Origin of the sequence: Eikenella glucosivorans (genome assembly GCF_016025525.2) — a bacterium.
Classification (GTDB): domain Bacteria; phylum Pseudomonadota; class Gammaproteobacteria; order Burkholderiales; family Neisseriaceae; genus Eikenella; species Eikenella glucosivorans.
The window spans coordinates 129,941-156,828 of the sequence record NZ_JACSGR010000007.1; the positions used below are offsets into that span (position 1 = coordinate 129,941).

23 protein-coding genes and 1 tRNA gene are annotated in these 26,888 nt (G+C 59.2%); 14 read left to right on the top strand and 10 right to left on the bottom strand.

Going from position 1 to position 26,888, the window contains the following annotated elements:
* Positions 1 to 81: 81 nt before the first annotated feature.
* Positions 82 to 555, bottom strand: a complete 474-nt coding sequence (locus tag H9Q10_RS09890; RefSeq protein WP_338082319.1) for a Smg family protein — start codon at positions 553 to 555, stop codon at positions 82 to 84.
* Positions 552 to 1,859, bottom strand: a complete 1,308-nt coding sequence (gene dprA, locus H9Q10_RS09895; protein ID WP_197903815.1) for a DNA-processing protein DprA — start codon at positions 1,857 to 1,859, stop codon at positions 552 to 554. Before dprA ends, H9Q10_RS09890 begins: the two co-directional genes overlap by 4 nt.
* Before the next feature lie 217 nt (positions 1,860 to 2,076).
* On the opposite strand from dprA, the gene H9Q10_RS09900 reads away from it, so the two are divergent.
* From H9Q10_RS09900 to H9Q10_RS09915, 4 genes are all read left to right on the top strand, one after another.
* The gene (locus tag H9Q10_RS09900) at positions 2,077 to 2,514 is read left to right on the top strand and encodes a type II toxin-antitoxin system RatA family toxin (protein ID WP_197903816.1); all 438 of its coding nucleotides are present in this window, start codon (positions 2,077 to 2,079) and stop codon (positions 2,512 to 2,514) included.
* Positions 2,507 to 2,812 (top strand): RnfH family protein, encoded by a 306-nt coding sequence (locus H9Q10_RS09905; protein ID WP_197903817.1) that lies wholly within the window; start codon positions 2,507 to 2,509, stop codon positions 2,810 to 2,812. Before H9Q10_RS09900 ends, H9Q10_RS09905 begins: the two co-directional genes overlap by 8 nt.
* A gap of 152 nt (positions 2,813 to 2,964) precedes the next feature.
* Positions 2,965 to 4,983, top strand: coding sequence for a UvrD-helicase domain-containing protein (locus tag H9Q10_RS09910; protein ID WP_197903818.1), 2,019 nt, complete (start codon positions 2,965 to 2,967; stop codon positions 4,981 to 4,983).
* Between the two features lie 414 nt (positions 4,984 to 5,397).
* Positions 5,398 to 6,900 carry a DASS family sodium-coupled anion symporter gene (locus tag H9Q10_RS09915; protein WP_197903819.1) on the top strand — a complete coding sequence of 501 codons (1,503 nt, stop codon included), beginning with the start codon at positions 5,398 to 5,400 and terminating at the stop codon, positions 6,898 to 6,900.
* A gap of 480 nt (positions 6,901 to 7,380) precedes the next feature.
* On the opposite strand, the gene metE is transcribed toward H9Q10_RS09915, so the two are convergent.
* Positions 7,381 to 9,675 (bottom strand): 5-methyltetrahydropteroyltriglutamate--homocysteine S-methyltransferase, encoded by a 2,295-nt coding sequence (gene metE / locus H9Q10_RS09920; RefSeq protein ID WP_197903820.1) that lies wholly within the window; start codon positions 9,673 to 9,675, stop codon positions 7,381 to 7,383.
* A 487-nt stretch (positions 9,676 to 10,162) separates the two neighbouring features.
* On the opposite strand from metE, the gene H9Q10_RS09925 reads away from it, so the two are divergent.
* Positions 10,163 to 10,251, top strand: a tRNA-Ser gene (locus H9Q10_RS09925).
* Positions 10,252 to 10,345: 94 nt separating this feature from the next.
* On the opposite strand, the gene trpE is transcribed toward H9Q10_RS09925, so the two are convergent.
* Both trpE and recA read right to left on the bottom strand, forming a co-directional pair.
* On the bottom strand, positions 10,346 to 11,824 hold the full coding sequence (trpE, locus tag H9Q10_RS09930) for an anthranilate synthase component I (RefSeq protein WP_197903821.1): 1,479 nt from the start codon (positions 11,822 to 11,824) through the stop codon (positions 10,346 to 10,348).
* Between the two features lie 208 nt (positions 11,825 to 12,032).
* Positions 12,033 to 13,079, bottom strand: a complete 1,047-nt coding sequence (gene recA / locus H9Q10_RS09935) for a recombinase RecA (protein ID WP_197903822.1) — start codon at positions 13,077 to 13,079, stop codon at positions 12,033 to 12,035.
* A 140-nt stretch (positions 13,080 to 13,219) separates the two neighbouring features.
* Here recA and trmB point away from each other — a divergent pair, with 140 nt between their 5' ends.
* Positions 13,220 to 13,915, top strand: coding sequence for a tRNA (guanosine(46)-N7)-methyltransferase TrmB (gene trmB / locus H9Q10_RS09940; protein ID WP_197903823.1), 696 nt, complete (start codon positions 13,220 to 13,222; stop codon positions 13,913 to 13,915).
* Between the two features lie 101 nt (positions 13,916 to 14,016).
* A complete protein-coding gene (locus tag H9Q10_RS09945) occupies positions 14,017 to 14,463 on the top strand; it encodes an META domain-containing protein (RefSeq protein WP_197903824.1) in 447 nt (148 codons plus the stop codon).
* Between the two features lie 249 nt (positions 14,464 to 14,712).
* On the opposite strand, the gene H9Q10_RS09950 is transcribed toward H9Q10_RS09945, so the two are convergent.
* From H9Q10_RS09950 to H9Q10_RS09965, 4 genes are all read right to left on the bottom strand, one after another.
* Positions 14,713 to 15,483: a 1-acyl-sn-glycerol-3-phosphate acyltransferase gene (locus tag H9Q10_RS09950; protein WP_197903825.1), complete on the bottom strand. Its 771-nt coding sequence runs from the start codon at positions 15,481 to 15,483 to the stop codon at positions 14,713 to 14,715.
* Positions 15,484 to 15,535: 52 nt separating this feature from the next.
* Positions 15,536 to 16,357 (bottom strand): bifunctional DNA-formamidopyrimidine glycosylase/DNA-(apurinic or apyrimidinic site) lyase, encoded by an 822-nt coding sequence (gene mutM / locus H9Q10_RS09955; protein ID WP_197903826.1) that lies wholly within the window; start codon positions 16,355 to 16,357, stop codon positions 15,536 to 15,538.
* A 166-nt stretch (positions 16,358 to 16,523) separates the two neighbouring features.
* Positions 16,524 to 17,198 (bottom strand): hypothetical protein, encoded by a 675-nt coding sequence (locus H9Q10_RS09960; RefSeq protein ID WP_197903827.1) that lies wholly within the window; start codon positions 17,196 to 17,198, stop codon positions 16,524 to 16,526.
* Between the two features lie 107 nt (positions 17,199 to 17,305).
* Positions 17,306 to 17,674, bottom strand: coding sequence for a hypothetical protein (locus H9Q10_RS09965; RefSeq protein WP_197903828.1), 369 nt, complete (start codon positions 17,672 to 17,674; stop codon positions 17,306 to 17,308).
* On the opposite strand from H9Q10_RS09965, the gene rarD reads away from it, so the two are divergent.
* The 7 genes from rarD (at position 17,667) to H9Q10_RS10000 (ending at position 25,718) form a co-directional block, all read left to right on the top strand.
* Positions 17,667 to 18,560 (top strand): EamA family transporter RarD, encoded by an 894-nt coding sequence (gene rarD / locus H9Q10_RS09970; protein WP_238480190.1) that lies wholly within the window; start codon positions 17,667 to 17,669, stop codon positions 18,558 to 18,560. The two genes, H9Q10_RS09965 and rarD, sit on opposite strands and share 8 nt — an antisense overlap.
* Before the next feature lie 182 nt (positions 18,561 to 18,742).
* A complete protein-coding gene (locus H9Q10_RS09975; RefSeq protein ID WP_197903830.1) occupies positions 18,743 to 19,105 on the top strand; it encodes a hypothetical protein in 363 nt (120 codons plus the stop codon).
* Positions 19,106 to 19,186: 81 nt separating this feature from the next.
* Positions 19,187 to 21,586: a DNA topoisomerase (ATP-hydrolyzing) subunit B gene (gene gyrB / locus H9Q10_RS09980; RefSeq protein WP_197903831.1), complete on the top strand. Its 2,400-nt coding sequence runs from the start codon at positions 19,187 to 19,189 to the stop codon at positions 21,584 to 21,586.
* 377 nt (positions 21,587 to 21,963) lie between these two features.
* Positions 21,964 to 23,475: a catalase KatA gene (gene katA / locus H9Q10_RS09985; RefSeq protein ID WP_197903832.1), complete on the top strand. Its 1,512-nt coding sequence runs from the start codon at positions 21,964 to 21,966 to the stop codon at positions 23,473 to 23,475.
* Between the two features lie 153 nt (positions 23,476 to 23,628).
* Entirely contained in the window at positions 23,629 to 24,144 is a 516-nt protein-coding gene (locus H9Q10_RS09990; protein WP_197903833.1) for a hypothetical protein, read from the top strand.
* A gap of 206 nt (positions 24,145 to 24,350) precedes the next feature.
* Positions 24,351 to 25,013: a hypothetical protein gene (locus H9Q10_RS09995; protein WP_197903834.1), complete on the top strand. Its 663-nt coding sequence runs from the start codon at positions 24,351 to 24,353 to the stop codon at positions 25,011 to 25,013.
* Between the two features lie 93 nt (positions 25,014 to 25,106).
* Complete coding sequence (locus H9Q10_RS10000; RefSeq protein ID WP_197903835.1) at positions 25,107 to 25,718, top strand: hypothetical protein; 612 nt, start codon at positions 25,107 to 25,109, stop codon at positions 25,716 to 25,718.
* A 153-nt stretch (positions 25,719 to 25,871) separates the two neighbouring features.
* Here the strand turns inward: H9Q10_RS10000 and H9Q10_RS10005 are convergent, their stop codons facing one another.
* Positions 25,872 to 26,750, bottom strand: a complete 879-nt coding sequence (locus tag H9Q10_RS10005) for a YicC/YloC family endoribonuclease (protein ID WP_238480191.1) — start codon at positions 26,748 to 26,750, stop codon at positions 25,872 to 25,874.
* Between the last annotated feature and the right edge of the window lie 138 nt (positions 26,751 to 26,888).

Sequence of the window (26,888 nt, forward strand, 5' to 3'; positions counted from 1 at the left end):
GCCGCCGCACTCAGTCAAAGGCTACCTGAAAAAGCCTTGAAGTTTTCAGGTAGCCTTTAGATGGTGGCGGCACGGCGTTTCTCAATTCATCACCGCCTGGCCGCGCAACACGGCATTGGCCAAATCATCGCCGATGAGCATGGGCAGCTCGGATTTGTCTGCCCACAGCACCAACAGCGCCAGCACTTTCACGTGCGCCTCGGTGAGCGGCTCTTCCGACTTGGCCGAGAGGTGCATCAGCGCCAGCAGCACAAACTCGCGCTGCTCGGCGGAAAGCGCGCCGTTCTGCATCAAAAAGTGCAGCAAGCCCAAAGCCTGCGGCGGCACGGCTTCCAATTCCTCGGGCAGATACACGCGCATGGATTGCTCGCCCGCGCCGTGATGGCGCACTGTGCGGCTGCGCTCTTGCAGCACGTTCATAAATAATAGCGTATCACGAATTTCCTCATCCTGGAAACCCACCTCTTCGAGCAGGCTGCCGAGCACGTCGTTGGCGGGGCAGGCGTCGAAATCCTGGAAGTTTTCCAATAAGAAGGCGATTACGTCGATCATCATTTTCTTGTCCTGTTCGGGGAGATGCGCTGGTAGCGGCCGCCGGCCAGTGGCGCCACTTCGCCGTGGATTTCCAGCAGGGTGAGTTCGGCATACACGTCGGCGGCGGGGATGCCGAGGGTTTGCGCCAAAGTGTCGGGGTGGATGGCGTCGTAGCCCATGGCGCGCAGCAGCGGGGCTTCGGTGTGCGGCCCGTTGGCCGGCAACCCGCTGCGTTCGTTCGGGCTACCTGAAAATCCGTTTTGCCCGTTTGGGCTGGGTGGAAACTCGTGTTGCTCGTTTTTGCTTCGCAGAAACTCGCTTCGTTCGTTTTGGCGAAACTCGCTGCGCTCGTTTTTACTTCGTAGAAACTCACTTCGTTCGTTTTCAGGTAGCCTTTGGGCGGCGGGTTTGGCTGCCGTTTTTGGTTTTGCGGGCACGGCTTCTTGCAGCAGCGGGCATTCTTCCAAAATGTCGACCAGCGTTTCGGTGAGCTTGGCGCCCTGCTTGATGAGCGCATGGCAGCCTTTGCTGTGTGGGTTGTCGATAGAGCCGGGTACGGCGAACACGTCGCGCCCCATCTCCACCGCCAGCCGCGCGGTAATCAGCGAGCCGGATTCCAGCGCGGCCTCCACCACCAGCACGGCGGAGGAAAGCGCGGCAATCAGCCGGTTGCGGCGCGGGAAGTTGCCGGCCAGCGGGCGCGTGCCCAAGGGGAATTCCGACAAGATGCAGCCCGCTTCGGCAATGCGGTGCGCCAAGCTTTTGTTGGCCACGGGATACACGCGGTCGATGCCCGTGCCCCACACCGCCACCGTGCCGCCGCTTTTGCGCAGCGCGCCTTCGTGAGCGGCGCTGTCGATGCCGGCGGCCATGCCGGATACGGTAACGATGCCGGCTTCGGCCAGCGCTTCGCCGAATTCGCCGGCAATCCGCATGGCCTGCGGGGTAGCATGTCGGCTGCCCACGATGGCCACGGCCGGCCGGTGCAGCCATTCGGTGCTGCCGCGCGCAAACAGCACGGGCGGCGGGGTGATGCCTTCGCCCAGCTGCACGGGAAAATCTTTGTCGCAAGCGAACAATAACCGGCAGTTTTCCTGCTCCGCCCATTCCAGCGCGGCTTCGGCGGCGGCTTCGGCTTCGTGTTGGCGGCTGCGCCAGGCTTCCTGCGCCGGGCGGGTGGGCAGGACGGCGGCCACTTCCTCTTCGGCGGCCCACACGGCGCTTGCTGAGCCGTAGTGGCGGCAGAGCTCGTAAAACGTTTCCGCGCCGATGTGCGGCATCAGGGCGAGGCGGAGCCAGGCGGAACGTTCTGCGGTGTTTTCCATGGGCGTTTTGCGTGTGTTTGAATGATTTTGGAGAGGTCGGATTGGCGGCTACCGACGGGTATCAAGCATTTTCCAAGCCAAGAATTGGGAAAGACACGCAATCTATTGTAATCAATAAATAATCTTCTGTTTTCCATCTTTGCATACATGCTGTGCGCTGGGGCGGTTTAGCGTTTCGCTATATAATGCGGGCTTTGCATGATTGAGGCTGCGTGCTATGTCGCTCAAAACCGTGAAGAAATCCCTGCTGGTGCCGCATTCGGCCGAGCAGATGTTCGAGCTGGTGGATAAGGCGGAGGATTATCCGCAGTTTCTGCCGTGGTACAGCCGCACCGAAATCATCGAGCGCAGCGGCAACGAACTGAAAGCGCGGCTGTTTATGGACTACATGGGCGTGCGCCAATCCTTCGCCACGCACAACCGCAACACCCCCGGCCGCGAAATCCGCATGACGCTCCTGGAAGGCCCCTTCAAAAGCCTGAACGGAACTTGGCACTTCCTGCCGCTGGGCGACGATGCCTGCAAGGTGGAATTCGAGCTGCATTACGAATTTTCCAGCCGCGTGCTCTCCGCGCTGATTAGCCCCGTGTTCGGCCACATCAGCGGCACGCTGGTGGACGCTTTCGTGAAGGAGGCGGGCCGCCGCTATGCCTGACGATACCCTGCTGAATGTTGAAGCAGCCTACGCCGAGCAGGGCAAACAATGCCTGCTGGCTTTTCAGGTAGCCTTGGGCACCACTGCGCGCCAGGCCGTGCTGCAATCCGCTTTGGCGGCCGAGTTTCCGCATGTCGATTTCGCCGCCGCGCCCCTCGGCATTTTCGGCAAAAAAGTGAAAGACGACACCGAGCTGCGCGAAGGCGACCGCGTGGAAGTGTACCGCCCCCTGCTCATCGACCCGAAAGAAAACCGCCGCCGCAAAGCCGCCGCAAAGCAGAAGAAAGAGGCTACCTGAGAATAGGCAAACCAGATTTTCAGGTAGCCTTTAACCGTATCCCAGCCAACAAAAGGCTACCTGAAAACGAGCGTAGCGAGTTTCTGCACAGTAAAATTTCAAAACATATTTAAATAAGGCTACCTGAAATTTCAGGTAGCCACCTCCCCGCCATGCCCACACCCCAACTCAACCCCCAACAGCTCGAAGCCGTCCGCTACCTCGGCGGCCCCCTCTTCGTGCTCGCCGGCGCCGGCAGCGGCAAAACCCGCGTCATTACCGAAAAAATCGCCCACCTCATCCGCGAAGTCGGCTACGCCCCGCACAACATCGCCGCCATCACCTTCACCAACAAAGCCGCCACCGAGATGCAGGAGCGCATTGCCGGCCTGCTCGGCAGCCGCCAAAGCCGCGGCCTGACCGTGTGCACCTTCCACTCCCTCGGCATGCGCATCCTGCGCAGTGAAGCCCCCCGCATCGGCTACAAAAAAAACTTCTCCGTGTTCGACGCCTCCGACAGCGGCAAAATCCTCGCCGAGCTGCTCGGTAGCAGCGGCCGCGACGCCCTCTTCCGCGCCCAGCATAAAATCTCCCTGTGGAAAAACGACCTCCTCTCCCCCGAGCAGGCTTTTCAGGTAGCCGCCAACGAATGGGAACGCCAAACCGCCCAGCTCTACGCTGGCTATCAGGAAACCCTCCAAAGCTACCAAGCCGTCGATTTCGACGACCTCATCCTCCTCCCCGCCCGCCTGCTGCAAAACGAAGCCGACCTGCGCCACCAATGGCAAATCCGCCTGCTGCACCTTTTAGTAGACGAATGCCAAGACACCAACACCTGCCAATACACCCTCATGAAGCTGCTCACCGGCGCCGAAGGCCGCTTCACCGCCGTGGGCGACGACGACCAAAGCATCTACGCCTGGCGCGGCGCCAACATGGAAAACCTGCGTCTGCTCCAGCAAGACTACCCCCAGCTCAAAATCATCAAGCTCGAGCAAAACTACCGCTCCAGCGCCCGCATCCTGCGCGTGGCCAACCAAGTGATCGCCCACAATCCCAAACTCTTCGCCAAAACCCTGTGGAGCCAATACGGCGAAGGCGAGCCCGTCCGCGTGGTAGCCTGTCAAAACGAACAGCATGAAGCCGAATTCGTGGCCGGCAGCATCATCCGCAAGCGCAACCAAAGCGGCGGCAGCCTCAACTACGCCGATTTCGCCATTCTCTACCGCAGCAACCACCAAGCCCGCGTATTCGAAGAAGCCCTGCGCAGCGCCCACATCCCCTACCGCCTCTCCGGCGGCCAAAGCTTCTTCGAAAAAGCCGAAATCAAAGACATCCTCGCCTACCTGCGCCTCCTGGCCAACCCCGACGACGACCCCGCCTTCCTGCGCGCCGCCACCACCCCCAAACGCGGCATCGGCGACACCACTCTCAGCAGCCTCAACCAATACGCCAATGCCGCCGCCTGCAGCCTCTATGCCGCCGCCTGCACCGCCCAAGCCCTGGCCGGGCTGCCCGCCGCCGGCCGCGAACACCTGCGCCAGTTCACCGCCCTCATGCAGGACTACCAAGCCCGCGCCCCGCACGAAGCCGCCGGCGAGCTCATCCAATCCCTGCTCGCCGACATCGGCTACGAAGCCTACCTGCTCAACCGCGAAGAAGGCCGCAGCGGCGAAATCAAATGGCGCAACGTGCAAGACCTTTGCGCCTGGCTCGCCAAAAAAGGCGAACAAGACGGCAAGAACCTCATCGAACTCTCGCAAACCATCGCCCTCATCACCCTGCTCGAAGGCCGCAGCGACGAAGACGCCGATGCCGTGAAAATGTCCACCCTGCACGCCTCCAAAGGCCTCGAATACCCCCACGTCTTCCTCGCCGGCTGCGAAGAAGGCCTCTTCCCCCACGCCGACAGCGTGGAAGAAGGCAACCTCGACGAAGAGCGCCGCCTCATGTATGTGGGCATCACCCGCGCCCAATACAGCCTCACCCTCACCCACTGCGTCAAACGCAAGCGCCAAGGCGGCTGGCAATTCCCCGAACCCAGCCGCTTCATTGGCGAAATGCCCCAATCCGACCTCAAAATCCTCGGCCGAAAAGGCGGCGAACCCATTGTCAGCCACGAAGAAGGCAAAGCCAACCTGCGCAGCATGCTCGACATGCTCAACGCCAAAATCGACCAGGGCAAAAGCTGAAAAACCGCCTGTCTGCATCGGCGCAAGCATACGGTATGATTTTTATCGGCATAATTTTTTCAGGTAGCCACCAAAGCCTCCAAACCACCCGCCGGCTACCTGAAAAAGAATTGTCCGGCAGCCCGCTGTTTTTCAGGTAGCCTGCCCGCATCATTCCTCAGCAAACCAGCCCGCTATCCGGCCAGTAAACATCCCCATCCTCCCCGCCCACCCGCCCGCCCGCCGTGCCGCTTCCGCCGCGCCAAGCGGCCGCCAAGCTGCCCCCCTTATCATTTAAATCCAACAAATCCTTATTTCCACTTGAAATTCTCCTTAGGTAAAATCCGTATGCGCGCGTAAAAAACTGCTAGAATGCGCAAGCAACATCAATGGATATGCCATGCTTTCATTAACCTAGATTTGAAGGAGTAGCAAATGGAAAACAAACTCGGCTTCAAACCAATACCGATGGCGGTGGCCGTGGTGCTTACGCTGTTGATTTGGTTTGTCATCCCCGTGCCGCAGGGCGTTACCCCCAACGCCTGGCACCTGCTGGCGCTGTTTGTGGGTGTAATCGCCGCCATCATCGGCAAAGCCATGCCCATCGGCGCGCTGTCGATTATCGCCATCATGCTGGTGGCCATCACCAAAGTCACCGTGCCCGAACTGGATCCCGAAGGCAACCCGGTGAAAAACCCGGCCACCGTGGCCATCAAAGACGCCCTGAGCTCCTTCGGCGACCCGCTGATTTGGCTCATCGGTATCGCCATCATGATTTCGCGCGGCATCCTGAAAACCGGGCTGGGCGCGCGCATCGGCTACTACTTCATTTCCGTATTCGGCAAGAAAACGCTGGGCATCGGCTACAGCCTGGCCATTTCCGAGCTGATTCTGGCACCGGTTACGCCCAGCAACACCGCGCGCGGCGGCGGCATCATCCACCCGATTATGAAATCCATCGCCGCCAGCTTCGATTCCGACCCGGAAAAAGGCACGCAAAACCGCATCGGCAAATACCTGGCGCTGGTGAACTACCACAGCAACCCCATCACCTCCGCCATGTTCATCACCGCCACCGCGCCCAACCCGCTGGTGGTGGACCTGATCGCCAAAGCCACCAACTCCGACATCCACTTGAGCTGGGGCACTTGGGCGATTGCCATGCTCGTGCCCGGCTTGGTGGCCATGTTCCTGATGCCATTGGTGCTGTATTTCTTCTTCCCGCCTGAAATCAAGGAAACCCCGAACGCCTCCCAGTTTGCCAAAGACAAGCTGAAAGAACTGGGCCCGATGAACCGCGGCGAAAAAATCATGCTCGCCATTTTTGCCGTGCTGCTCTTGCTGTGGGCAGGCATTCCGGCCATGATTTTCGGCAAAGCCTACGCCGTAAACCCCACCACCACTGCCTTCCTCGGCCTCTCCCTGCTGCTGCTCACCGGCGTGCTCACCTGGCAGGACATCCTGACTGAAAAAGGCGCGTGGGACACCGTTACCTGGTTCTCCGCCCTGGTGATGATGGCCACCTTCCTCAACAAGCTCGGCCTGATCGCCTGGCTTTCCAAACTGTTGGAAACCGGCATCGGCGGCATGGGCATGGGCTGGGTAGGCGCAGTAACCTTGCTGCTGTTGGCCTATACGTATGCGCACTACATCTTCGCCAGCACCACCGCGCACATCACCGCCATGCTCGCCGCCTTCTACGCCGCCGGCCTGGCCCTGGGCGCACCGCCCATGCTGTATGCCCTGCTCCTGGCCTGCTCTTCCAGCATCATGATGACCCTCACCCACTACGCCACCGGTACCTCGCCCGTGATCTTCGGCTCCGGCTACACCACTTTGGGCGAATGGTGGAAAGCCGGCTTCATCATGAGCGTGGTAAACCTTGCCGTGTTTGTGGTGATCGGCGGCATTTGGTGGAAAGTCATGGGCTATTGGTAAACCCAAGGCTTAATGCCATTGCTGTTTAGGCAGATAAAAGGCTACCTGAAAACGCAACGCAGTGAAGTTTCTGCGAAGCTAAAATTTCAGGTAGCCTTTCTGTATCCCGCATCTGGCTTTGCAGCACGAAATCCATCGCTAAGCACCGCTGCGACCTGCCGCCCTCTCCCACAGGAGAAGAACGCCGTTTCAGGTAGCACGAAACCTTGGCACCATGCTTCCTTTCGCAGCAGCGGATTGCCTATCCGCCGTTTGTTTGGTTTAACGAATGGATAGGCATTAACGACTCAAATATTGCCCGCGCTTGAAGGTGCAATCAAGGCTACCTGAAAACCGATTAGCCCAACCCGTTCTCATCAGCACATCACTTTTCAGGTAGCCTCATCTCCCATCCATACTGTTTGCACACGCCGCATAACAAAAAGGCTACCTGAATTTCAGGTAGCCTTTCGCTTGCTTACAGCCAAACTGCTTTAACGCTTAACGGGCAACATGCTTCGCCGCCAGCTCGGCACGCAGTTTTTTGGTCACCGCCATCATCACTTCCAGCTGCTCCAGCGTTTCTTTCCAGCCGCGCGTTTTCAGGCCGCAGTCGGGGTTCACCCACAGGCGTTCCACCGGCACCACTTCCATCGCTTTGCGCAGCAGGCGTTCCACTTCGGCTTCGGTGGGCACGCGCGGGCTGTGGATGTCGTACACGCCCGGGCCGATGTCGTTCGGGTATTTGAAATCGCCAAACGCAGTCAGCAATTCCATATCGGAACGCGAAGTTTCGATGGTGATCACGTCGGCATCCATGCTGGCGATCGCGGGCAGGATGTCGTTGAACTCGGAGTAGCACATATGGGTGTGAATCTGCGTGCTGTCGGCCGCGCCGGTGCTGGCAAGGCGGAAGGCTTCGCAGGCCCAGGCCAGATATTCGTCCCATTGCGCGCGTTTCAGCGGCATGGCTTCGCGGATGGCGGGCTCGTCGATCTGAATCACTTTGATGCCGGCTTTTTCCAAATCCAGCACTTCGTCGTTCAGCGCCAGCGCAATCTGCTTGGCCACCACGCTCAGCGGCACATCGTCGCGCACGAAAGACCATTTGAACATGGTTACCGGGCCGGTGAGCATGCCTTTCATCGGGCGCTTGGTGAGGCTTTGCGCGTAGGTAGACCAATACACGGTCATCGGGTTGGGACGGGACACGTCGCCGAAAATAATCGGCGGTTTCACGCAGCGGCTGCCGTAGCTCTGCACCCAGCCGAACTGGCTGAAGCAGTAACCGGCAAGCTGTTCGCCGAAGTATTCCACCATGTCGTTGCGCTCGGCCTCGCCGTGCACGGGCACGTCCAGCTCCAGTTTCTCTTGGATTTCCACGCAGTAGGCGATTTCTTTCTTCATCGCGGCATCGTAATCGGCAGCGCTCAATTCACCTTTCTTAAACGCGGCGCGCGCCTGGCGGATTTCGGTGGTTTGCGGGAAAGAACCGATGGTGGTGGTGGGCAGCACGGGCAGTTTCATCCATTCCTGCTGCGCCTTGATGCGCACGGCAAACGGCGATTTGCGCTGATCGGCGCCTTTGGGCAGCTCGGCCACGCGCTTTTGCACGGCGGCGTTGTGGATTTTCTTGTTGGTGGCACGATCGGCGGCAGCGGCGTCAGACTCATCCAAGGCTGCCTGCACGGCGGCTTTGCCGTGTTGCAGGGCTTGCTTGATGTGGCCCAGTTCTACCAGTTTCTGCGCGGCAAAAGCCATCCAAGATTTGATTTCGGCATCCAGTTTTTCTTCCACGGCCAAATCCTGCGGGCTATGCAGCAGCGAGCAGCTCGGGGCAATCCACAGATTGTTGCCGAACTTGGTCTTCACCGATTCGAGCGTGTCGATGACCTGGTTCAGGTTGGCACGCCACACGTTGCGCCCGTCGATCAGGCCCACAGACAGCACACGGTTGTCCGGCCAGCCTTCGGCGAATACGGAGAGCTGCTCCGGCGCACGTACGCAGTCGATATGCACACCGTGCACGGGCAGGGATTTGAGCAGGTTCAGATGTTCGGCCACAGAGGCGAAATAGGTGCCGATCACAATGCGCACACCGGTGTTGGCCAGCTCTTTATACACAGGCTCGAACGCGCCCAGCCAGTGCTGGTCGGCTTCGGCGGCCAAAATCGGCTCGTCGATCTGAATCCAGTCCACGCCTTCGGCGGCCAGCTCGCGCAGAAGCTGGGCATAGGAGGGCAGCAGCTTGGGCAGCAGCAGGTCTTTCACGCGGCAGGAAATGCCGTCTTTTTTCTTGCCCAGCCAGGCCAGGGTAACCGGGCCCACCAGCGTGGGTTTGATGTCGTAGCCCTGCGCTTTGGCTTCTTTGATTTGCGCGATCAGGTTTTTGGCATTCACTTTAAATTCGGTGTCGGCCGACCATTCGGGCACGATGAAGTGGTAGTTGGTGTCGAACCACTTGGTCATCTCCATGGCAAACTGGGTGGCGTTGCCGCGCGCCAGCTGGAAGTATTCGGGCAGGGTCAGGTTGGCTGCGTCGAATCCGAAGCGTTTGGGAATGCCGCCCAAGGTGCAGAGCAAATCCAGCACGTGGTCATAGAAAGAAAAATCGCCCACGGGCAGCAAATCGGCGCCGGCGGCTTTCTGCGCGGCCCAGTTGGCTCGGCGGATGTCAGCAGCCACCTGTTGCAGCTCGGCTTCGGATTTCGCGCCTTTCCAAAAGGCTTCAACGGCAAACTTCAGCTCGCGCTTGGCGCCGATGCGCGGGTAGCCGGAAAGATGTACGGTGTTCATCACAACTCCTTTAAATGGTTTGCAAAACGGAAAATGTTTAGGAAACGAGTAAAATTTCTCAGGGGGCGAGTTTGCGGCAGGGCGCGGCAAGATGCAAGCGATAAATTTGCGGCTTTGTATGAATAAAATTAATGCGAGGTGCCGCCAAACCTGACTATGCCTTACTGAGAAACTAAATATATTATTGTTATTTCAAACCGATATATACAGCAAATCCATTCTGATTTGGCGTTGGTTTGTGCGAGCCAACCGGTTTTATAAATATTTTTTTAATAGATAGAAGGAAAAAATATAAGGCTGCGGGCGGCTTGCTTATTTTTCAGGTAGCCTCTTCGCCTGCTTGAGGCTACCTGAAAATTTAAACGGGCCTGGTTGATCGGTTCCCACTCCGTTTCAAACTAGGGAAACGCCGCAACAGCCTGCCCACGCCGGCAAAATAATGCTGGCAAAAACGGCGGGAATCCGGTATAGTTCGCACTCTTGAACCGGAAGCGTGGCAGAGCGGTTTAATGCAGCGGTCTTGAAAACCGTCGTGGGTTAGGCCCACCGTGAGTTCGAATCTCACCGCTTCCGCCAAATTGAAAAACCCTTCGTTGCAAAACGAAGGGTTTTGTTTGCCCGCCCTATCTTGAGGCTACCTGAAAACTATTTTTCAGGTGGCCTTTTGCCGCTATCCGTCCAGCCCCTGCTGCACCATCTCTGCGGCGCGCAATACGGCGCGGGCTTTGTTTTGCGTTTCCTGCCACTCGGCCTCTTCTTCGGAATCGGCCACGATGCCGCCGCCGCTTTGCACATAGAGCGTGCCGTTTTTGATGACGGCAGTGCGGATGGCGATGGCCAAATCCATGTCTTGATTGAAGCTCCAGTTGCCCACGGCGCCGCCGTAGATGCAGCGTTTGGCGGGCTCGAGCTCTTCGATGATTTCCAGCGCGCGCACCTTGGGGGCGCCGGAAAGCGTGCCGGCGGGGAAGGTGGCGGCGAGGATTTCCATGTTGCCCACGCCGGGCTTGAGCTCGCCTTCCACGTTGGACACGATGTGCATCACGTGCGAATAGCGCTCAATCACCATTTTGTCGGTTACCTTCACGCTGCCGGTTTGGCTGATGCGGCCCACGTCGTTGCGGCCGAGGTCGATGAGCATGACGTGTTCGGCGGTTTCTTTTTCGTCGGCCAAAAGCTCGGCGGCGTGGGCGGCATCTTCGGCGGGGGTGGCGCCGCGCAGGCGGGTGCCGGCGATGGGGCGCACGGTAACACTGTTTTGCTCGCGCCGCACGAGGATTTCGGGCGAGGAGCCGACCACGTGGAAATCGCCGAAATCGTAGTAAAACAGATAGGGCGAGGGATTAAGCGTGCGCAGGGCGCGGTAGAGGCTGAGGGGCGGGTCGGCGAAGGGCAGGCTCATGCGCTGGCTGGGCACGACCTGCATGCAATCGCCTTCCAAAATATATTGGCGGATGCGGCGCACGTATTCTTTGTAGCGCGCTTCGCCGGTTTCGTGCTGCGGCCGGGTGGGCGCGCTGCCGAGGGAGAGCGGCAGGGCGACGCTTTGCCGCAGTTGTTCGCGCAATTCTTCGAGGCGGGCGCGGGCTTTCAGGTAGCCTGCTTCGTCTTCGGCGGGGTCGGCATACACAATGAGGTGGATTTTGCCGCTGAGGTTGTCCACCACGGCGAGCTCTTCGGAGAGCATGAGCAGGATGTCGGGCGTGCCGACGGGGTCGGCTTTCGCGGGCTGTTTGAGGCGGTGGGCGATGTGCTCGAAGTGGTAGATGGTTTCGTAGCCGAAGTAGCCCACCAGGCCGCCGATGAAGCGGGGTAGGCCGGGGATTTCGGGCACTTGGTAGCGGGCGTGGAACTGCTCGATAAATTGCAGCGGGTTGCCGTCGTGTTGTTCGACAATCCGTCCGTTTTCATACACATCCACATGGCGGCCGCTGGCTTTCAGATAGGTGCGGCAGGGCAGCCCGATAAAGGAATAGCGGCCGAAACGCTCGCCGCCCACCACGGATTCGAGCAGGTAGCTGAAGGGGCGGTTGGCGAGCTTGAGGTAGAGCGAGAGCGGGGTATCCAAATCGGCCAGCAGCTCTTGCACCAGCGGGATGCGGTTATAGCCGGCGGCGGCTTGTTCGCGGAATTGTTGTAGGGTGATCATGGTGTAATTGGGGAGGGGACGATTAAAGGCTACCTGAAAACGATGTCTTGCGAAGCAAGATGGAGTTTCTGCGAAGCTAAAACGATGTCTCGCAACGCAAGGCTGAGTTTCTGCAAAGCTAAAAATCACTTGGCAGGCTGCCTGAACGTTAGAAAAGGCTACCTGAAAACCTTTTGCCAAGTATTTTCAGGTAGCCTGGATGGCGCGTTTACTCTTCGGGCTGTTCGCCGTCGGTTTCGTCGTGCCGGCCTTCGGTGATCTCGATATTGATGCCGACTTCCTGGCGGATTTTCGCTTCAATCTCGGCGGCCACTTCGGGGTTTTCCTTCAGCCACACGCGCACGTTGTCTTTGCCTTGGCCGATTTTGTCGCCGTTGTAGCTGTACCATGCGCCGGATTTTTTGATGATGCCGATTTTGTCGCCCCAGTCGATCAGCTCGCCTTCGCGGCTCACGCCTTCGCCGTAAAGGATGTCGAACTCGGCCTGGCGGAAAGGCGGGGCAACCTTGTTTTTAATCACTTTCACGCGGGTTTCGTTGCCCAGGATGTCATCGCCCTTTTTAATCTGGCCGATGCGGCGGATATCGAGGCGCACGGAGGCGTAAAACTTGAGCGCGTTGCCGCCGGTGGTGGTTTCCGGGCTGCCGAACATCACGCCGATCTTCATGCGGATTTGATTAATGAACACCACCAAAGTGTTGGTTTTCTTAATGTGGCCGGTGAGCTTGCGCAAGGCCTGGCTCATCAGGCGGGCTTGCAGGCCCACGTGGCTGTCGCCCATTTCGCCTTCGATTTCCGCCTTGGGCACCAGCGCCGCCACGGAATCGATCACCACCATGTCCACGCCGCCGGAGCGCACCAGCATATCGCAGATTTCCAGCGCCTGTTCGCCCGTGTCCGGCTGCGACACCATCAGCTCTTCCACCTTCACGCCCAGCTTGCGCGCGTAAATCGGGTCGAAGGCGTTTTCCGCATCGATAAAGGCGCACACGCCGCCGTTTTTCTGGCACTGCGCGATGGTTTCCAAGCACAGCGTGGTTTTGCCGGAAGACTCCGGCCCGAAGATTTCCACAATGCGCCCGCGCGGCAAACCGCCCACGCCCAGCGCCAAATCCACGCCCAGCGAGCCGGTGGAAATCACTTCCAAGTTTTCATCCTGATGGCTGCCGTCCATCTTCATGATGGCGCCTTTGCCGAAATTCTTTTCAATTTGAGCCAGCGCGGCGGCCAGCGCCTTTGCTTTATCGTTTGACATAGCTAATCCCGTCGAAGTGTGAATAAATCGGGCGGATTATCGCATAAAGCACCGCCGCTGTGTTCGCCTTGCCGCCGCCGAAACTTGAGTGCCCCGCCCGATGCTGGCAATATAGCGCTATTTTATCGGCACCCCACACCATGAACCCTTCCGACTCCCCCAAGCAGCAACACCCGCGCAGCATCAAATCATTCGTGCTGCGCCAAGGCCACATGACCCCCGCCCAGCAGCGCGCCATCGACGAAAACTGGCCGCGCTTCGGCCTCGACTTCCAAACCGCGCCCCTCGATTTAAACACTGCCTTCGGCCGCGCAGCCCCCAAAATCCTCGAAATCGGCTTCGGTATGGGCGCCGCCACCGCCGAAATCGCCCGAAGGCTACCTGAAAAAGACTTCCTCGCCATCGACGTGCACGGCCCCGGCGTGGGCAATTTATGCAAACTCATCGCCGAGCAGGGCATCGCCAACATCCGCGTGATGCGGCACGACGCCGTGGAAGTGGTGGAAACCATGCTGGCCGAAGGCAGCCTGGCCGGCATCCACATCTTCTTCCCCGACCCCTGGCACAAAAAGCGCCACCACAAACGCCGCCTCATCCAGCCCCCCTTCGTGGCCAAACTGCTGCCCAAGCTCCAAAGCGGCGGCTACATCCACCTGGCAACCGATTGGGAAGAATACGCCGCCCAAATGCTCGACGTGTTAAACAGCTTCCCCGAGCTGCAAAACACCGCCGAAAACTACGCCCCCACCCCCGCCTACCGCCCCGAAACCAAATTCGAAGCCCGCGGCAAACGCCTCGGTCACGGCGTGTGGGACTTGGTGTTCACCAAACGCTGACAGCAGACACGCACACATCCGCCGATTGAGTTTCCGGCCAATCCAAACCTGGCCGGGCTTCAAACCGTGTTTTTGTTTGCTCACCCGAAAGGAGATACACCATGAAACCGATCTACCTCGCCGCCCTCCTGCTCGCCGCCTGCGCCGCGCACCCCGCCGATTCCGCAGCCAACGCGCCCGCGCCCTCTGCCCCGCCCGCCGCACAGGCCGAGCAGCCGCCGCTCGCCGGCCAATGGCAAATCACCCGCATCGGTAACACCCGCCCCGCCCCCCGCAGCATGCTGAGCTTCCACCCCGAAGCCAAACGCTTCAACGCCGGCGTCGGCTGCAACACCCTCGGCGGCAGCTACCGCCAACAAGGCCATGCCCTGAGCTTCGGCGAAACCGTTACCACCCTGATGGGCTGCCCGCAGGCCATCCACCGGCAAGAGCGCCGGCTCGCCGAAAACGTGCTGCCCAACGTGGCCGCCTACCGTCTCGCCAACGGCCGGCTGGAGCTGCTCGACAGCGCCAACCGCGTCTTGCTGCAAGCCGTGCCCACACGTTAGCCTGCCAAGTGTAATCGGCCGATAAAAAGGCTACCTGAAAGCGTTAGCTTCAACGAAGTTAAAATACGCAACGCGTATTTCCGCGCAGCCAAAATTTTCAGGTAGCCTTTATACTGTGCCGCATGCACGACGTTTGCTCTTCCTTTCAAATCGCTTGCAGGCCGTGCATCCATACCCGGCCTGTCGAAACTTTTTCAGGTAGCCCCAAAGGCTACCTGAAAACTTGAACGTGAGCGAAACCCAAACGCCTCAATCTCCCCCGTTCACCACCCCGCCCACAAAAGCCTCGGCCTTATCCTTGAGCAGGAAGCGGGCGGAGGGGTCGGCGGCTTCTTCGGCGGTGAGCACGAGCGGCGCGGAGCAGTCGGCGCGCACAATGATTTCGGGCATGGAAACGATCCGCCACAGCGAGGTGAAGAGGCTGGTGTTGCCCGCATAAGCGGGGCCAGTGCTGCGTTTGCCCGACGCATCGCCATAGCGTAGCGCCACGGCCACGGCGGGCAGGCCGCTATCCAGCGCCGATTGGAACAGCGCGGCCTTAAACGGCAGGGTGGCCAGCCCGTCGGAGGCTTTGGCTTCGGGAAAGAACGACACGCTGTGCCCCGCCGTGAGCGAGCGCACGATGGCTTCGTTTACCGGTGCCACGTCGTTGCGGCTGTTGCGGTTGATGAACACCGCGCCGGTGCGCGCCACCACAGCGCCGATGAGCGGCCAGGAACGGATTTCGCGCTTGGCGATAAACACGGTGGGATACATGGCCATCAGTATCATCGGGTCGAGCCAGGAAACGTGGTTGGCCGCGCCGAGGAACACGGGTGGAAATGGTGGATTAGCCGGGTTGGCTTCAATGCGGATGTGCAGCACTTTCAACATACTGCGCGCGAGCCGTTGCATCACGTCTTTGCTGTGCTGGTTGTATTCGCGCAGGCGGAACAGGCTCACGGCGGTGATGAAAAACCAGAGCAGCAGGTGCAGCAGGCGGAAAAGACGGGTAAAGATTGAAGTGGGTTGTGTGTTCATATTATTGGGTTATGGGGTGTTGGTAGCGGCAAAAGGCTACCTGAAAAACATTTCAGCGCTGGCATTGCGGGCAATAAAAACTGCCGCGCTGGCCGACCACCTGCCGCACAATCGGCGTGCCGCACGCCCGGCAGGGCTCGCCTTCGCGGCCGTACACATTGTATTGCTGCTGGAAATAGCCGCTTTGGCCGTCGCTGTGCAGGAAATCGCGCAGGCTGCTGCCGCCGGCTTCCAGCGCCCGTTGCAGCACGCTGCGGATTTCGGCCACCAGGCGGCGGCATTCTTCGGCCGATACGCGGTCGGCGCGGCGCGCGGGCAGGATACCGGCGGCAAACAGCGCTTCGTTGGCATAAATATTGCCCACGCCCACCACGATTTTGTTGTCCATTAGCGCGGTTTTGATGGCACTTTTGCGGTGAGCGAGCGCATTTTTCAGGTAGCCTGCGGTGAATTCGTCTTGCAGCGGCTCGGGGCCCAGGTGCTGCAGCAGCGGATGCTGCTCGGCAGGGCCGGCAAACCACAGCACGGCGCCGAAGCGGCGCGGGTCGCGCAGGCGCAGCACGGTGCGGTCGGCGGTGACGATGTCGAGGTGGTCGTGTTTTTCCGGCGGCGGCGCGCTGCCGTCCGGGTACACGCGCAGGCTGCCCGACATGCCTAAATGCAGCAGCATCACGCCGTGGGCAAACTCAAACAGCAGATATTTGGCGCGGCGGCGGATGTGCACAATGCGGCTGCCGGCGAGCTGCTGCGCCAAATCGGGCGGCACCGGCCAGCGCAGCTTGGGCTGGCGCACCACCACTTCGGCCACAGTTTTGCCCTGCATATAGGGCTGGATGCCGCGGCGAGTGGTTTCAACTTCAGGCAGTTCTGGCATAACGGATTCGGGGAAAGTGGGCGGGGTGGGCAGTGTAGACCGTTTACGCGGTTTAGGCTACCTGAAAACCGGCAAAACAAATTTCAGGTAGCCTCACCGCAAGATAAAAGCCTGCCTGCAAACGGATCCAGCGGGTTTCTGCGCAGCCCAAACCAATCGGACATGATTACTGCCGCTGCGCCGCCTGCAGCCGCTCCCACTTGGCACGGTGTTCCGGCTCATAAGCCAGGTTGATAACAAACAGCCCGGCCGTACCACCGTTCGCTTCGGCAGGAATCAAAAAGGCCAGCAGGCTGCCGCGTTTGAATTGGCGGATGCCCAGCCTATCCATATTTTTCTGCCGTTCCGCCGCCGTGGGGAAAGTGCCGTCGTTTAGTATTTGGAACTCCTGTTCGGTCAGGTTCGGATACGGCGCGAAACCCGCCTCCTCCGCTTCCCGCAGCAGGGGCGCGGTATCCCTGTCCACCCGCAGCAACACCAAGGATTGCAACAGCCCGCTTTCTTTATCGAAGGCCATGATCCGCTGCGAAATGCGGCCTCGGATGTCGCCCAGATACACATCAATCGTACCGGATTCCACAGTCAGCTCCCGGTTGGCAAAAGCCATCCTGCCCGTATCCGCCGGGACGGAATCGGGATACAGCGCCTTAACCTGCTCCCGCGTGGTTTTGCCCACTTCCACTCTTTGCAAGACAGACGCGGGAGCCGCCACGCTTTGGCCGGCAGAAGCCGCCCCGTCACCGGAATGGTTGGTTTCCGCCCCGCAGGCGCACAACAGCGCCAGCAACGGCAACAGCAGGGCGATTTTGATTTTGGCGGAAATTCGGGCAGAAACGGTCATGGCATTCCTCGCAAAACGTGATTAACGAAGCCGCCACGATACAAGATACGGCCGAACAGAGCAACGCCGCCCGCGCCAAGGCTACCTGAAAACATCAAATCCATTTTTCAGGTAGCCCTTTCCCTGTTCAAATCCCCTGTCCAACCAAATTTCTTAAAACGATACCCCGCCAGCCAAGGCCGCATTTCCGCGAAACAAAAGCGCAGCTTCAAGGCAATGGAAACCTTCTTTGCCCATCGCCCAAACCGCCCATTTTGCATTAACCCAATTTCACACAACCCGCCTGCCGCATTTTTCAAACCGCTTCCCGCACACCGGGCCGGCACACAAGCTTTCCCCTGTTTCGCTTTCCCCACGGCCATCTGCGCCCGCTGCCGCCCAAACGTGCCAAACGGCACGCTTGGGGCTATAATGTTAATTATCTTTAATTCCGAAAGGCTGTGTGTGTCGAAAATGGGCATGTCGAGAATGGCCAAGGGGATTATTGCGGCCGTGGTCTCCAATATCTTGTTCGGCTCGCTGTTTATGTTCGGCCCGTGGATGCGGCCGATGACGGGCACGGATGTATTTGCCTGGCGTATTGTCGGCACGTTTGCCTGCGCGCTCTCCATCATGCTGCTCACTTCTGCCAAACACGATGCGGCCCGCTTCCTGCGCGAAATCGGCGGCGATGTGCGCCGCTGGGTTTTGGTGCTGCTGCCCGCACCGATTATGATCGGCCAGATTTGGCTGTATATGTGGGCGCCGGTGAACGGCAAGGGCGTGGACGTGTCGATGGGCTATTTCCTGTTTCCGCTCTCGATGATGGTGGGCGGTGTGATGGTGTTCCGCGAACGGCTGGACAGGTTGCAAATGGTGGCCGTGCTGCTGGCTTCGGCGGCGGTGGCGCTGGAAATCTGGCACAGCGGCACGTTCTCCTGGGTAACCATCGCGGTGTTCGCCACTTTCCCGATTTATTACATCATGCGCCGCCAGCAGGGCGTGCCGCCGCTCTTGGGGCTGCTGATGGATTTGATTTTGGCGCTGCCTTTTGTGATTTGGTATTTGGCGATGTATTCGCCCAGCCCGGCCATGATTGAAGCCAAGCCGATCTTGCTGCTGTTTGTTGTGCTGCTGGGGCTCAACGGGGCGGTGTCGATGCAGATCAACCTCACGGCCAACGAGCTTTTGCCGGTGGTGCTGTTCGGTATGCTGAGCTATCTGGAGCCGGCGCTGCTGTTTTTGCTTTCGGTGTTTGTGTTGGGCGAGCATTTGGATTGGGTAACGATGGTGAGCCACAGCCTGATTTGGGCGAGCATTATCGTGATGCTGTATCACGGCATTCAGGCCATGCGCCGCGAAAAGGCGGAACAGGCTACCTGAAAATACTTGCCCCGCTGCAATGCAATAAAAACAAGGCTTCCCGTGCGGAAGCCTTTGCCTTATCGGGCAAAACGGCATGTGCGTAATGTGTTATAATCGCGCGTTAGTTTTCAGGTAGCCTGAAACTGTATTTTGCACACGCCATTTCCCGATACAACAATACGTTTCACCACAAAATCCTTATGCCAAACGAAATCGCCGACATCAGCTACGAAATTCTGGAAGATCTGGAAGACGAAAACGGCCGGGAAACGCCCGCCCTGTTTGTTGCCTGCAATATCCATAACGCAGCAGAAGCAGAAGAGTTCGTAGCCGAAGTGCAGCAGGCCGTTTCTAGCCAGCTTCTGATGGCCTGCCAAGAGGCCGAATTCCTGATGATTACCATCATCGGCAGCATCGAGGCCGAAGCCTTCCGCCAGCTTTGGCTGCCGCGCATTGAAGCAGACAAATTATTCGCCGCCCTGATGGGCAGGCTAGGCAGTGCCGTGGTGGTGCACGGTACGCCTGCCGGCGAAATTGTCGGCCAAGCTTCGCTGCTGGCCTAACCAGCTGCCGGTTAAACATCCTAATTTGCGCTGCCATTTTTCAGGTAGCCTCAACTCATTCCAAATTACAGAAAAGCAACCATGACAGAACAACCCCAGCAAGAATACGGCGCCGACAGCATCCAAGTCCTCGAAGGTTTGGAAGCCGTGCGCAAACGCCCCGGCATGTACATCGGCGACACCCAAGACGGCTCCGGCCTGCACCACATGGTGTTCGAAGTGCTGGACAACGCGATTGACGAAGCCTTGGCCGGCTATTGCGACAACATCACCGTGGCCATCAACGCCGACGAATCCATCACGATTGAAGACAACGGGCGCGGCATCCCCACCGGCATCCACCCGAAAGAAGGCCGCTCCGCCGCCGAAGTCATCATGACTATCCTGCACGCCGGCGGCAAGTTCGACAACAACAGCTACAAGGTCTCCGGCGGCCTGCACGGCGTGGGAGTGAGCGTGGTGAACGCGCTGTCCGACTGGCTGAAACTCACCATCTGGCGCGAAGGCAAAGAGCATTTCGTGGAATTCAAGCGCGGTGAAACCGTCGCCCCGCTCAAAGCCGTGGCCGACGCCCCTGCCGGCAAACACGGCACGCGCGTGCAGTTCCTCGCCAGCGAGGACACCTTCGGCCTCGTGCAATACAAATTTGAAACGCTGGCCAAGCGCATCCGCGAATTGTCGTTCCTGAACAACGGCGTGAAAATCGAACTGTTCGACAAGCGCGACGGCAAGCACGAAAACTTCGCCGAAAGCGGCGGGGTGGCGGGCTTCGTGCGCTACACCACCGGCAGCAAAAAACCGCTGCACGACAAAATCTTCTACACCATCGGCGAAAAAGACGGCATGACGGTGGAATGCGCCATGCAGTGGAACGACAGCTATCAGGAATCCGTGCAGTGCTTCACCAACAACATCCCGCAGCGCGACGGCGGCACACACCTCACCGCCCTGCGCGCCGCGATGACGCGCACGATTAACCAATACATCGAAGCCAACGAAATCGCCAAAAAAGCCAAGGTGGATACCAGTGGCGACGACATGCGCGAGGGCTTGGTGTGCGTGCTCTCCGTGAAGCTGCCCGACCCGAAATTCTCCTCCCAAACCAAAGACAAGCTGGTGTCCAGCGAAATCGCGCCGGTGGTGAACGAAGTGTTGAGTCAGGCACTGCACGAGTTTTTGGAAGAAAATCCGACCGATGCCAAAATCATCTGCGGCAAAATTGTGGAAGCCGCCCGCGCCCGCGAAGCCGCCCGCAAAGCCCGCGAAATCACCCGCCGCAAAGGCGTGATGGACGGCTTGGGCCTACCCGGCAAACTGGCCGACTGCCAAGAAAAAGACCCGGCCTTGTCCGAGCTTTATCTGGTGGAGGGCGATTCTGCCGGCGGCTCAGCCAAGCAAGGTCGCGACCGTAAATTCCAAGCCATCCTGCCGCTGAAAGGCAAAATCCTCAACGTGGAGAAAGCCCGCTTCGAGAAAATGCTCGCCAGCCAGGAAGTCGCCACGCTGATTACCGCGCTGGGCACGTCCATCGGCAAGGAAGAGTTCAACCTGGAAAAACTGCGCTACCACCGCATCATCATCATGACCGATGCCGACGTGGACGGCGCGCATATCCGCACCCTGCTGCTCACCTTCTTCTACCGCCAAATGCCCGAACTGGTAGAACGCGGCTACATCTACATCGCCCAACCCCCGCTGTATAAAGCCAAATACGGCAAGCAGGAACGCTACCTGAAAGACGACACGGAAAAAGACGAATTCCTACTCGGGCTGGCGGTGGACAAAGCCAAAATCGTGTCCGGCAGCCGCACGCTCGAAGGTGCCGACCTAGAGCGCGCCGCCAAACAATTCCTGCGCGCCCGCAGCACCATCGAGCAGGAAAGCCGCATCATTGACGGCCTTGTGCTGCGCGCCCTGCTCGACACCAGCCCCATCGACCTCACCAGCACAGAAAACACCGATGCCGCCATCGCCGCGCTCAACCCCCTGCTGCACAAAGAACAGGTGGTGCTCGAACGCCTCGACGGCCACGAAGGCGGCCATTTCATCAAAATCACCCGCCAGCTGCACGGCAACGTGATGGTTTCCTACCTTGATCAGAAGTTTATCGACAGCAAGGCCTACCAAACCATCAGCCGCGCCGCCGAGCAACTCAAAGGCCTGGTGCAGCCCGGTGCCCTGCTCTACAAAGGCGAAGCCGAGCCGCAGCCGGTAAACAGCTTCGAGCAGGCCATCGACATCCTGCTCGCCGGCGCGCAAAAAGGCATGGCCATCCAACGCTACAAAGGGCTGGGCGAAATGAACGCCGAGCAGCTGTGGGAAACCACCATGGATCCGGAAGTGCGCCGCCTCCTGAAAGTGCGCATCGAAGACGCCATCGCCGCTGATGAAGTATTCGTTACCCTCATGGGCGACGAAGTCGAGCCGCGCCGCGAGTTTATCGAAACCAACGCCCTGATTGCGCAGAATATCGACGCGTAAACAGCCGCATATTTTTCAGGTAGCCCCTGCAGCGTTTGAGGCTACCTGAAAAATATGGCACCTTCATTTTTAACCGGAATCACATTGCCCCGCCTTACCCCCGATTTAAAATTAGTCCACTATCCAAGCACCACCGCCCGACAAACAATCGGGCGTTTTTTATTGGGCAAGCAAAGGCTACCTGAAAATTCAGCTTCAACGCAATGAAAGATAAATTTTCAGGTAGCCTAATATTTCCATTAATTCATGATATTGCCACTTATATTTATATAACAAATCGTAAACATAGTTCCGATAGCTAAAATTTTTGGATATAGTGCAGCCCATAGCAAGACATGAGGAATTTCCTCCCAACCATCGCAAAAGGAACACAAACCATGACCCAAAAATGCCCTGTTACCCACCTCACCATGAACAACGGCGCGCCCGTCGCCGACAACCAAAACAGCCTGACCGCCGGCCCGCGCGGCCCTCTGTTGGCACAGGATTTGTGGCTGAATGAAAAACTCGCCGACTTCGTGCGCGAAGTCATCCCCGAACGCCGTATGCACGCCAAAGGTTCGGGCGCGTTCGGCACGTTCACCGTCACGCACGACATCACGAAATACACCCGCGCCAAAATCTTCAGCGAAGTGGGAAAGAAAACCGAAATGTTCGCCCGCTTCACCACTGTGGCCGGCGAACGCGGCGCGGCAGATGCGGAACGCGACATCCGCGGTTTCGCGCTGAAGTTTTACACCGAAGAAGGCAACTGGGACATGGTCGGCAACAACACGCCCGTGTTCTTCCTGCGCGACCCGCGCAAATTTCCCGACCTGAACAAAGCCGTCAAACGTGACCCGCGCACCAATATGCGCTCCGCCACCAACAACTGGGACTTCTGGACGCTGCTGCCCGAAGCCCTGCACCAGGTAACCATCGTCATGAGCGACCGCGGTATCCCCGCCAGCTACCGCCACATGCACGGCTTCGGCTCGCACACTTACAGCTTCTGGAACGAAGCGGGCGAGCGTTTCTGGGTGAAATTCCACTTCCGCAGCCAGCAGGGCATTAAAAATCTGACCGACAAAGAAGCCGCAGCCATCATCGCCAACGACCGCGAAAGCCACCAGCGTGATTTGTACGAAGCCATCGAACGCGGCGAGTTTCCGAAATGGACGATGTATGTCCAAATCATGCCCGAAGCCGATGCGGAAAAAGTGCCGTACCATCCGTTCGACCTGACCAAAGTTTGGCCGAAAAAAGACTATCCGCTGATTGAAGTGGGCGAGTTCGAGCTGAACCGCAATCCGGAAAACTTCTTCGCCGATGTGGAACAATCCGCCTTCGCCCCGAGCAACCTCGTTCCCGGCATCGGCGCCAGCCCCGACAAAATGTTGCAGGCGCGCCTGTTCAACTACGTCGACGCGCAACGCTACCGCTTGGGCGTGAACTTCCGCCAAATCCCCGTCAACCGCCCGCGCTGCCCCGTCCACAGCAACCAGCGCGACGGACAAGGTCGCGCCGACGGCAACTACGGCAGCCTGCCGCACTACGAACCGAACAGCTTCGGCCAATGGCAGCAGCAGCCCGACTTCGCCGAACCGCACTTGAAAATCAACGGCGACGCGGCGCATTGGGACTACCGCCAAGACGATGACGATTACTTCAGCCAACCGCGCGCCCTATTCAATTTGATGAACGCAGAACAGAAACAGGCCCTGTTCAGCAACACCGCCGCCGCTATGGGCGACGCGCCGGACTTCATCAAATACCGCCACATCCGCAACTGCCACCGTTGCGACAAAGCTTACGGCGAAGGCGTGGCCAAAGCCTTGGGGCTGACGGTGGCAGACGCAATCAAAGCCCGCGAAAGCGACCCCGCGCTCGGCCAAGGCGGCTTGCTGTAAGCGCTCGGCAAACCATCATCCAGCCATCATCAAAGGCTACCTGAAATTTCAGGTAGCCTTTTTTTGCCCGCGCCCATTCCAAACCCTCCACCCAAACGTTAAAATCCACCCGTTTTATTTCCCCTATTCCACAAAAATTCAGAAAGGACAACCATGCTCCGCCGCCTCACCGCCCTCCTCGCCCTCGCCTTTGCCGGCCAAGCCTACGCCGCCACCTTCATCGCCGACAGCATCCCCTACGCCCCCGACGCCAAAGTGGCCGACCGCATCAGCACCGAATGCACCGAGCTGGGCAAAACCTTCACCCAAGAAATCATCAGCCAGGCCAAAGAGCAAGGCATCGAGCTGCAAACCGCCCCCGCCGACAGCCTCGCCGCACAGCCCGACCGCATCGACATCCAAATCACCGACATCCGCAGCTACGGCAGCGCCTTCACCGGCCACTACAAATCCATCAACCTCCAGCTCACCCGCTACCAAAACGGCCAGCCCACCGCCAGCACCAAGCTCAGCCGGCGCTCCCTCGGCGGCATGGGCGGCATGTTCAAAAGCTCCTGCTCCGTACTCGACCGCGTAACCGGCACCCTCTCCAAAGACATCGCCGCCTGGATCAAAGCCCCCGCCAACGCCGTTCCGGCCGAAACCGAAGCCGCCAGCCAAGCCAAATAAGCCACACCCGTTCCAAAGGTTACCTGAAATCCGCCCTGCCGTTTTTAGCTCCGCAGAAACTCCACCTTGCTTTGCAAGACATCGTTTTAGCTTCGCAGAAACTCCTCCTTGCTTCGCAAGACATCGTTTTAGCTCCGCAGAAACTCCACCTTGCTTCGCAAGACATCGTTTTCAGGTAGCCTTCCACACATCCAAAGAGGCCCAGCATGAAATACATCCACACCACCGCCGACACCCTCGAGCACCTCCGCAGCCAAGCCAAAAAACGCCAAAGCAAACAAGGCGGCAAAATGGCCGACCTGCTCAACCGCGCCGCCCAAGAAGCCAAATACCAAAACTGGCGCCACGCCGAAGCCTGCTACCACACCGGCGAACGCTTCGGCCGCACCCCGCTCACCGAAGCATGCCACACCGCCGTCGAACACACCCGCGCCGGGCAGGATTACGTCACCGCCACCGGCTTCGAAACCGCCCTGCCCAGCGCCTACCTCCTCTTCAACACCGACCGCGGCGACGCCTGGCTCTACGACGTATTCAGCCAGCAAGCCCTCTGCCTCATGCACCAGCGCCAAGACATCCCGCCCGCCCCCATCACCTTCGCCGACAAACGCTTCAGCATCCCCTGGGACGGCCAAATCGACCGCAGCACCCCCATCCCCAGCCTCGACCCCGCCAACGAAGCCGCCCGTGCCAAACTCGGCGGCCGCTACATCTTCCCCGAATACGTCGCCCTCATGCTGGAAGACCTCGGCAGCCAGGCCGCCCGCCAGGCGCACCAATTCTTCCACAACGAACACGGCGAAACCGCCCCGCCCGAACACGGGCACCACCATCACGACCACGGGCACAACTGCGGCTGCCAACACTAGCCCCAACATTTCAGGTAGCCACAAAGGCTACCTGAAAACCAGAAACCTTCCCAACCGGCCAACCAAGCACGCAGGCACTTAGCCGAAGCAAACATGAAACACCTGCTACTCATCACCGCCCTATCCTCCGCGCCCGTATTCGCCGCAGACATCTGCGCCAAGCTCCCAACCGGCGAAAGCAACCGCGCGGTATACCAAACCCTGCGCGAAACCATACGCCAATCCGCCACGCATGAGCAGCCGTCCGAACCCAAACGCACGGCTGCCGACCCCGAAACGGTTCGTGCCGCGCAAGTGGCATTGTGCCGTGCCAGCCATATCGATGCCGGCGTCGGCGGATACGGCTACCTGGTACAGAGCCAATCCATTGCCTATGCGGTTTTGCGCCAGCAACCCGATGCAGACCAGCAATTTGCCGACCTGTTCCGCAGCAGCCGGCACACGGCAACAAAAATTTATGCGCTGGCCGGGTTGGCGGCTTCCAAAAACCCCGCTGCGGCGGCGCAATACCGCCGCCTGCGCGCGCAAATCAACCCGGAAGAAAATGTGGGGTTTGCCTGGACCGATGTGGTGGACGGCAGATCGGTCGGCGACATGCTGCAATGGATTGACAGCGGCAAATTTGACGAAGCCGTGTTGAGCAGCGAATTCTGCCGCCGTTCGGGGCTGTGCGGGGAAAAACCGCGGCAAAGCGGCGCGCATTGAAGCCTTGCAAAGCAGCCTTGCCGTTTTATCCGTGAGTTAAACATGCCGGGATAGGCGGTACGGATTCGGCTTGCTGCCTGATGCCGCTCCATTGCCACAACAAAAGGCTACCTGAAAATCATTTTTCAGGTAGCCTTTCCCGTCCCGCAAGCCTCATTCGATATTCTGCACCTGCTCGCGCATCTGCTCGATCAGCACCTTCAACTCAACCGAAGCCTGCGTGCACTCTGCCGCAATGGATTTGCTGCCCAGCGTGTTTGCCTCGCGGTTGAGCTCCTGCATCAGGAAATCCAGCCGCTTGCCCACGCTGCCTTTAGGCTTCGTGTTCACAATGCGGCGCACTTCGGCGATGTGCGTGCGCAGGCGGCTGAATTCTTCGTCCACATCCGCCTTCTGCATAAACAACGCAAATTCCTGCTGCAGGCGGTCGTTGTCCACATTGCCCACCGCCTCGCGCAGCCGCTGGCTCACTTTATCCATATGCTGTTGCAGCAGCTGCGGGAACTGGCCGGAAAGCGCATCCAGAATCTGCTCCATCTGCTGCAGGCGCTGCAACAGGTGCTGCTGCAGCTGGCTGCCTTCGCGGCTGCGCGCCTGGTTGAAACCATCCAGCACCTCGTTGATCAGGCGCAGCACGCTCTCGTCCAAATCACCCGCCTCTTCCGCCGGCGCGGCCAGCACGCCGGGGAAGGCCAGGATGTCGGCCACGCCCAGGCGGGCGATATCCGGATGTTTGCGGCAAATCTTGCGGTTGAGCTTGGCCAGCTGCGACACCAGCTTTTTGTTCACTTTCAGCTCGCGGCCCGCCGCAGCTTGCGCGCCGTGCTGGAGCTGGATACGGCATTCGATCTTGCCGCGCGCGGCGCGGGCGGACACGGCTTCGCGCAACGCGCCTTCGAGGTGGCGCAGGTCTTCGGGCATTTTGAACTGGATATCGAGATAGCGGTGGTTGACCGCGCGCAGTTCAATATAGAGGCGTTTGCTGCCGTGTTCGGCACTGCCGTTGGCAAAGCCAGTCATGCTGTTGATCATGTTGTTTCCTTCCGTTTCAATTAGCAAGTTTTTTAGCTTCGTTTAGCGGAATTCGCTCCGCTCAGTTTGGCGAAACCCGCTCCGTTCGTTTTCACTCCGTGGAAGCCCGCATTTTTTCAGGTAGCCTCAAGCCATTAT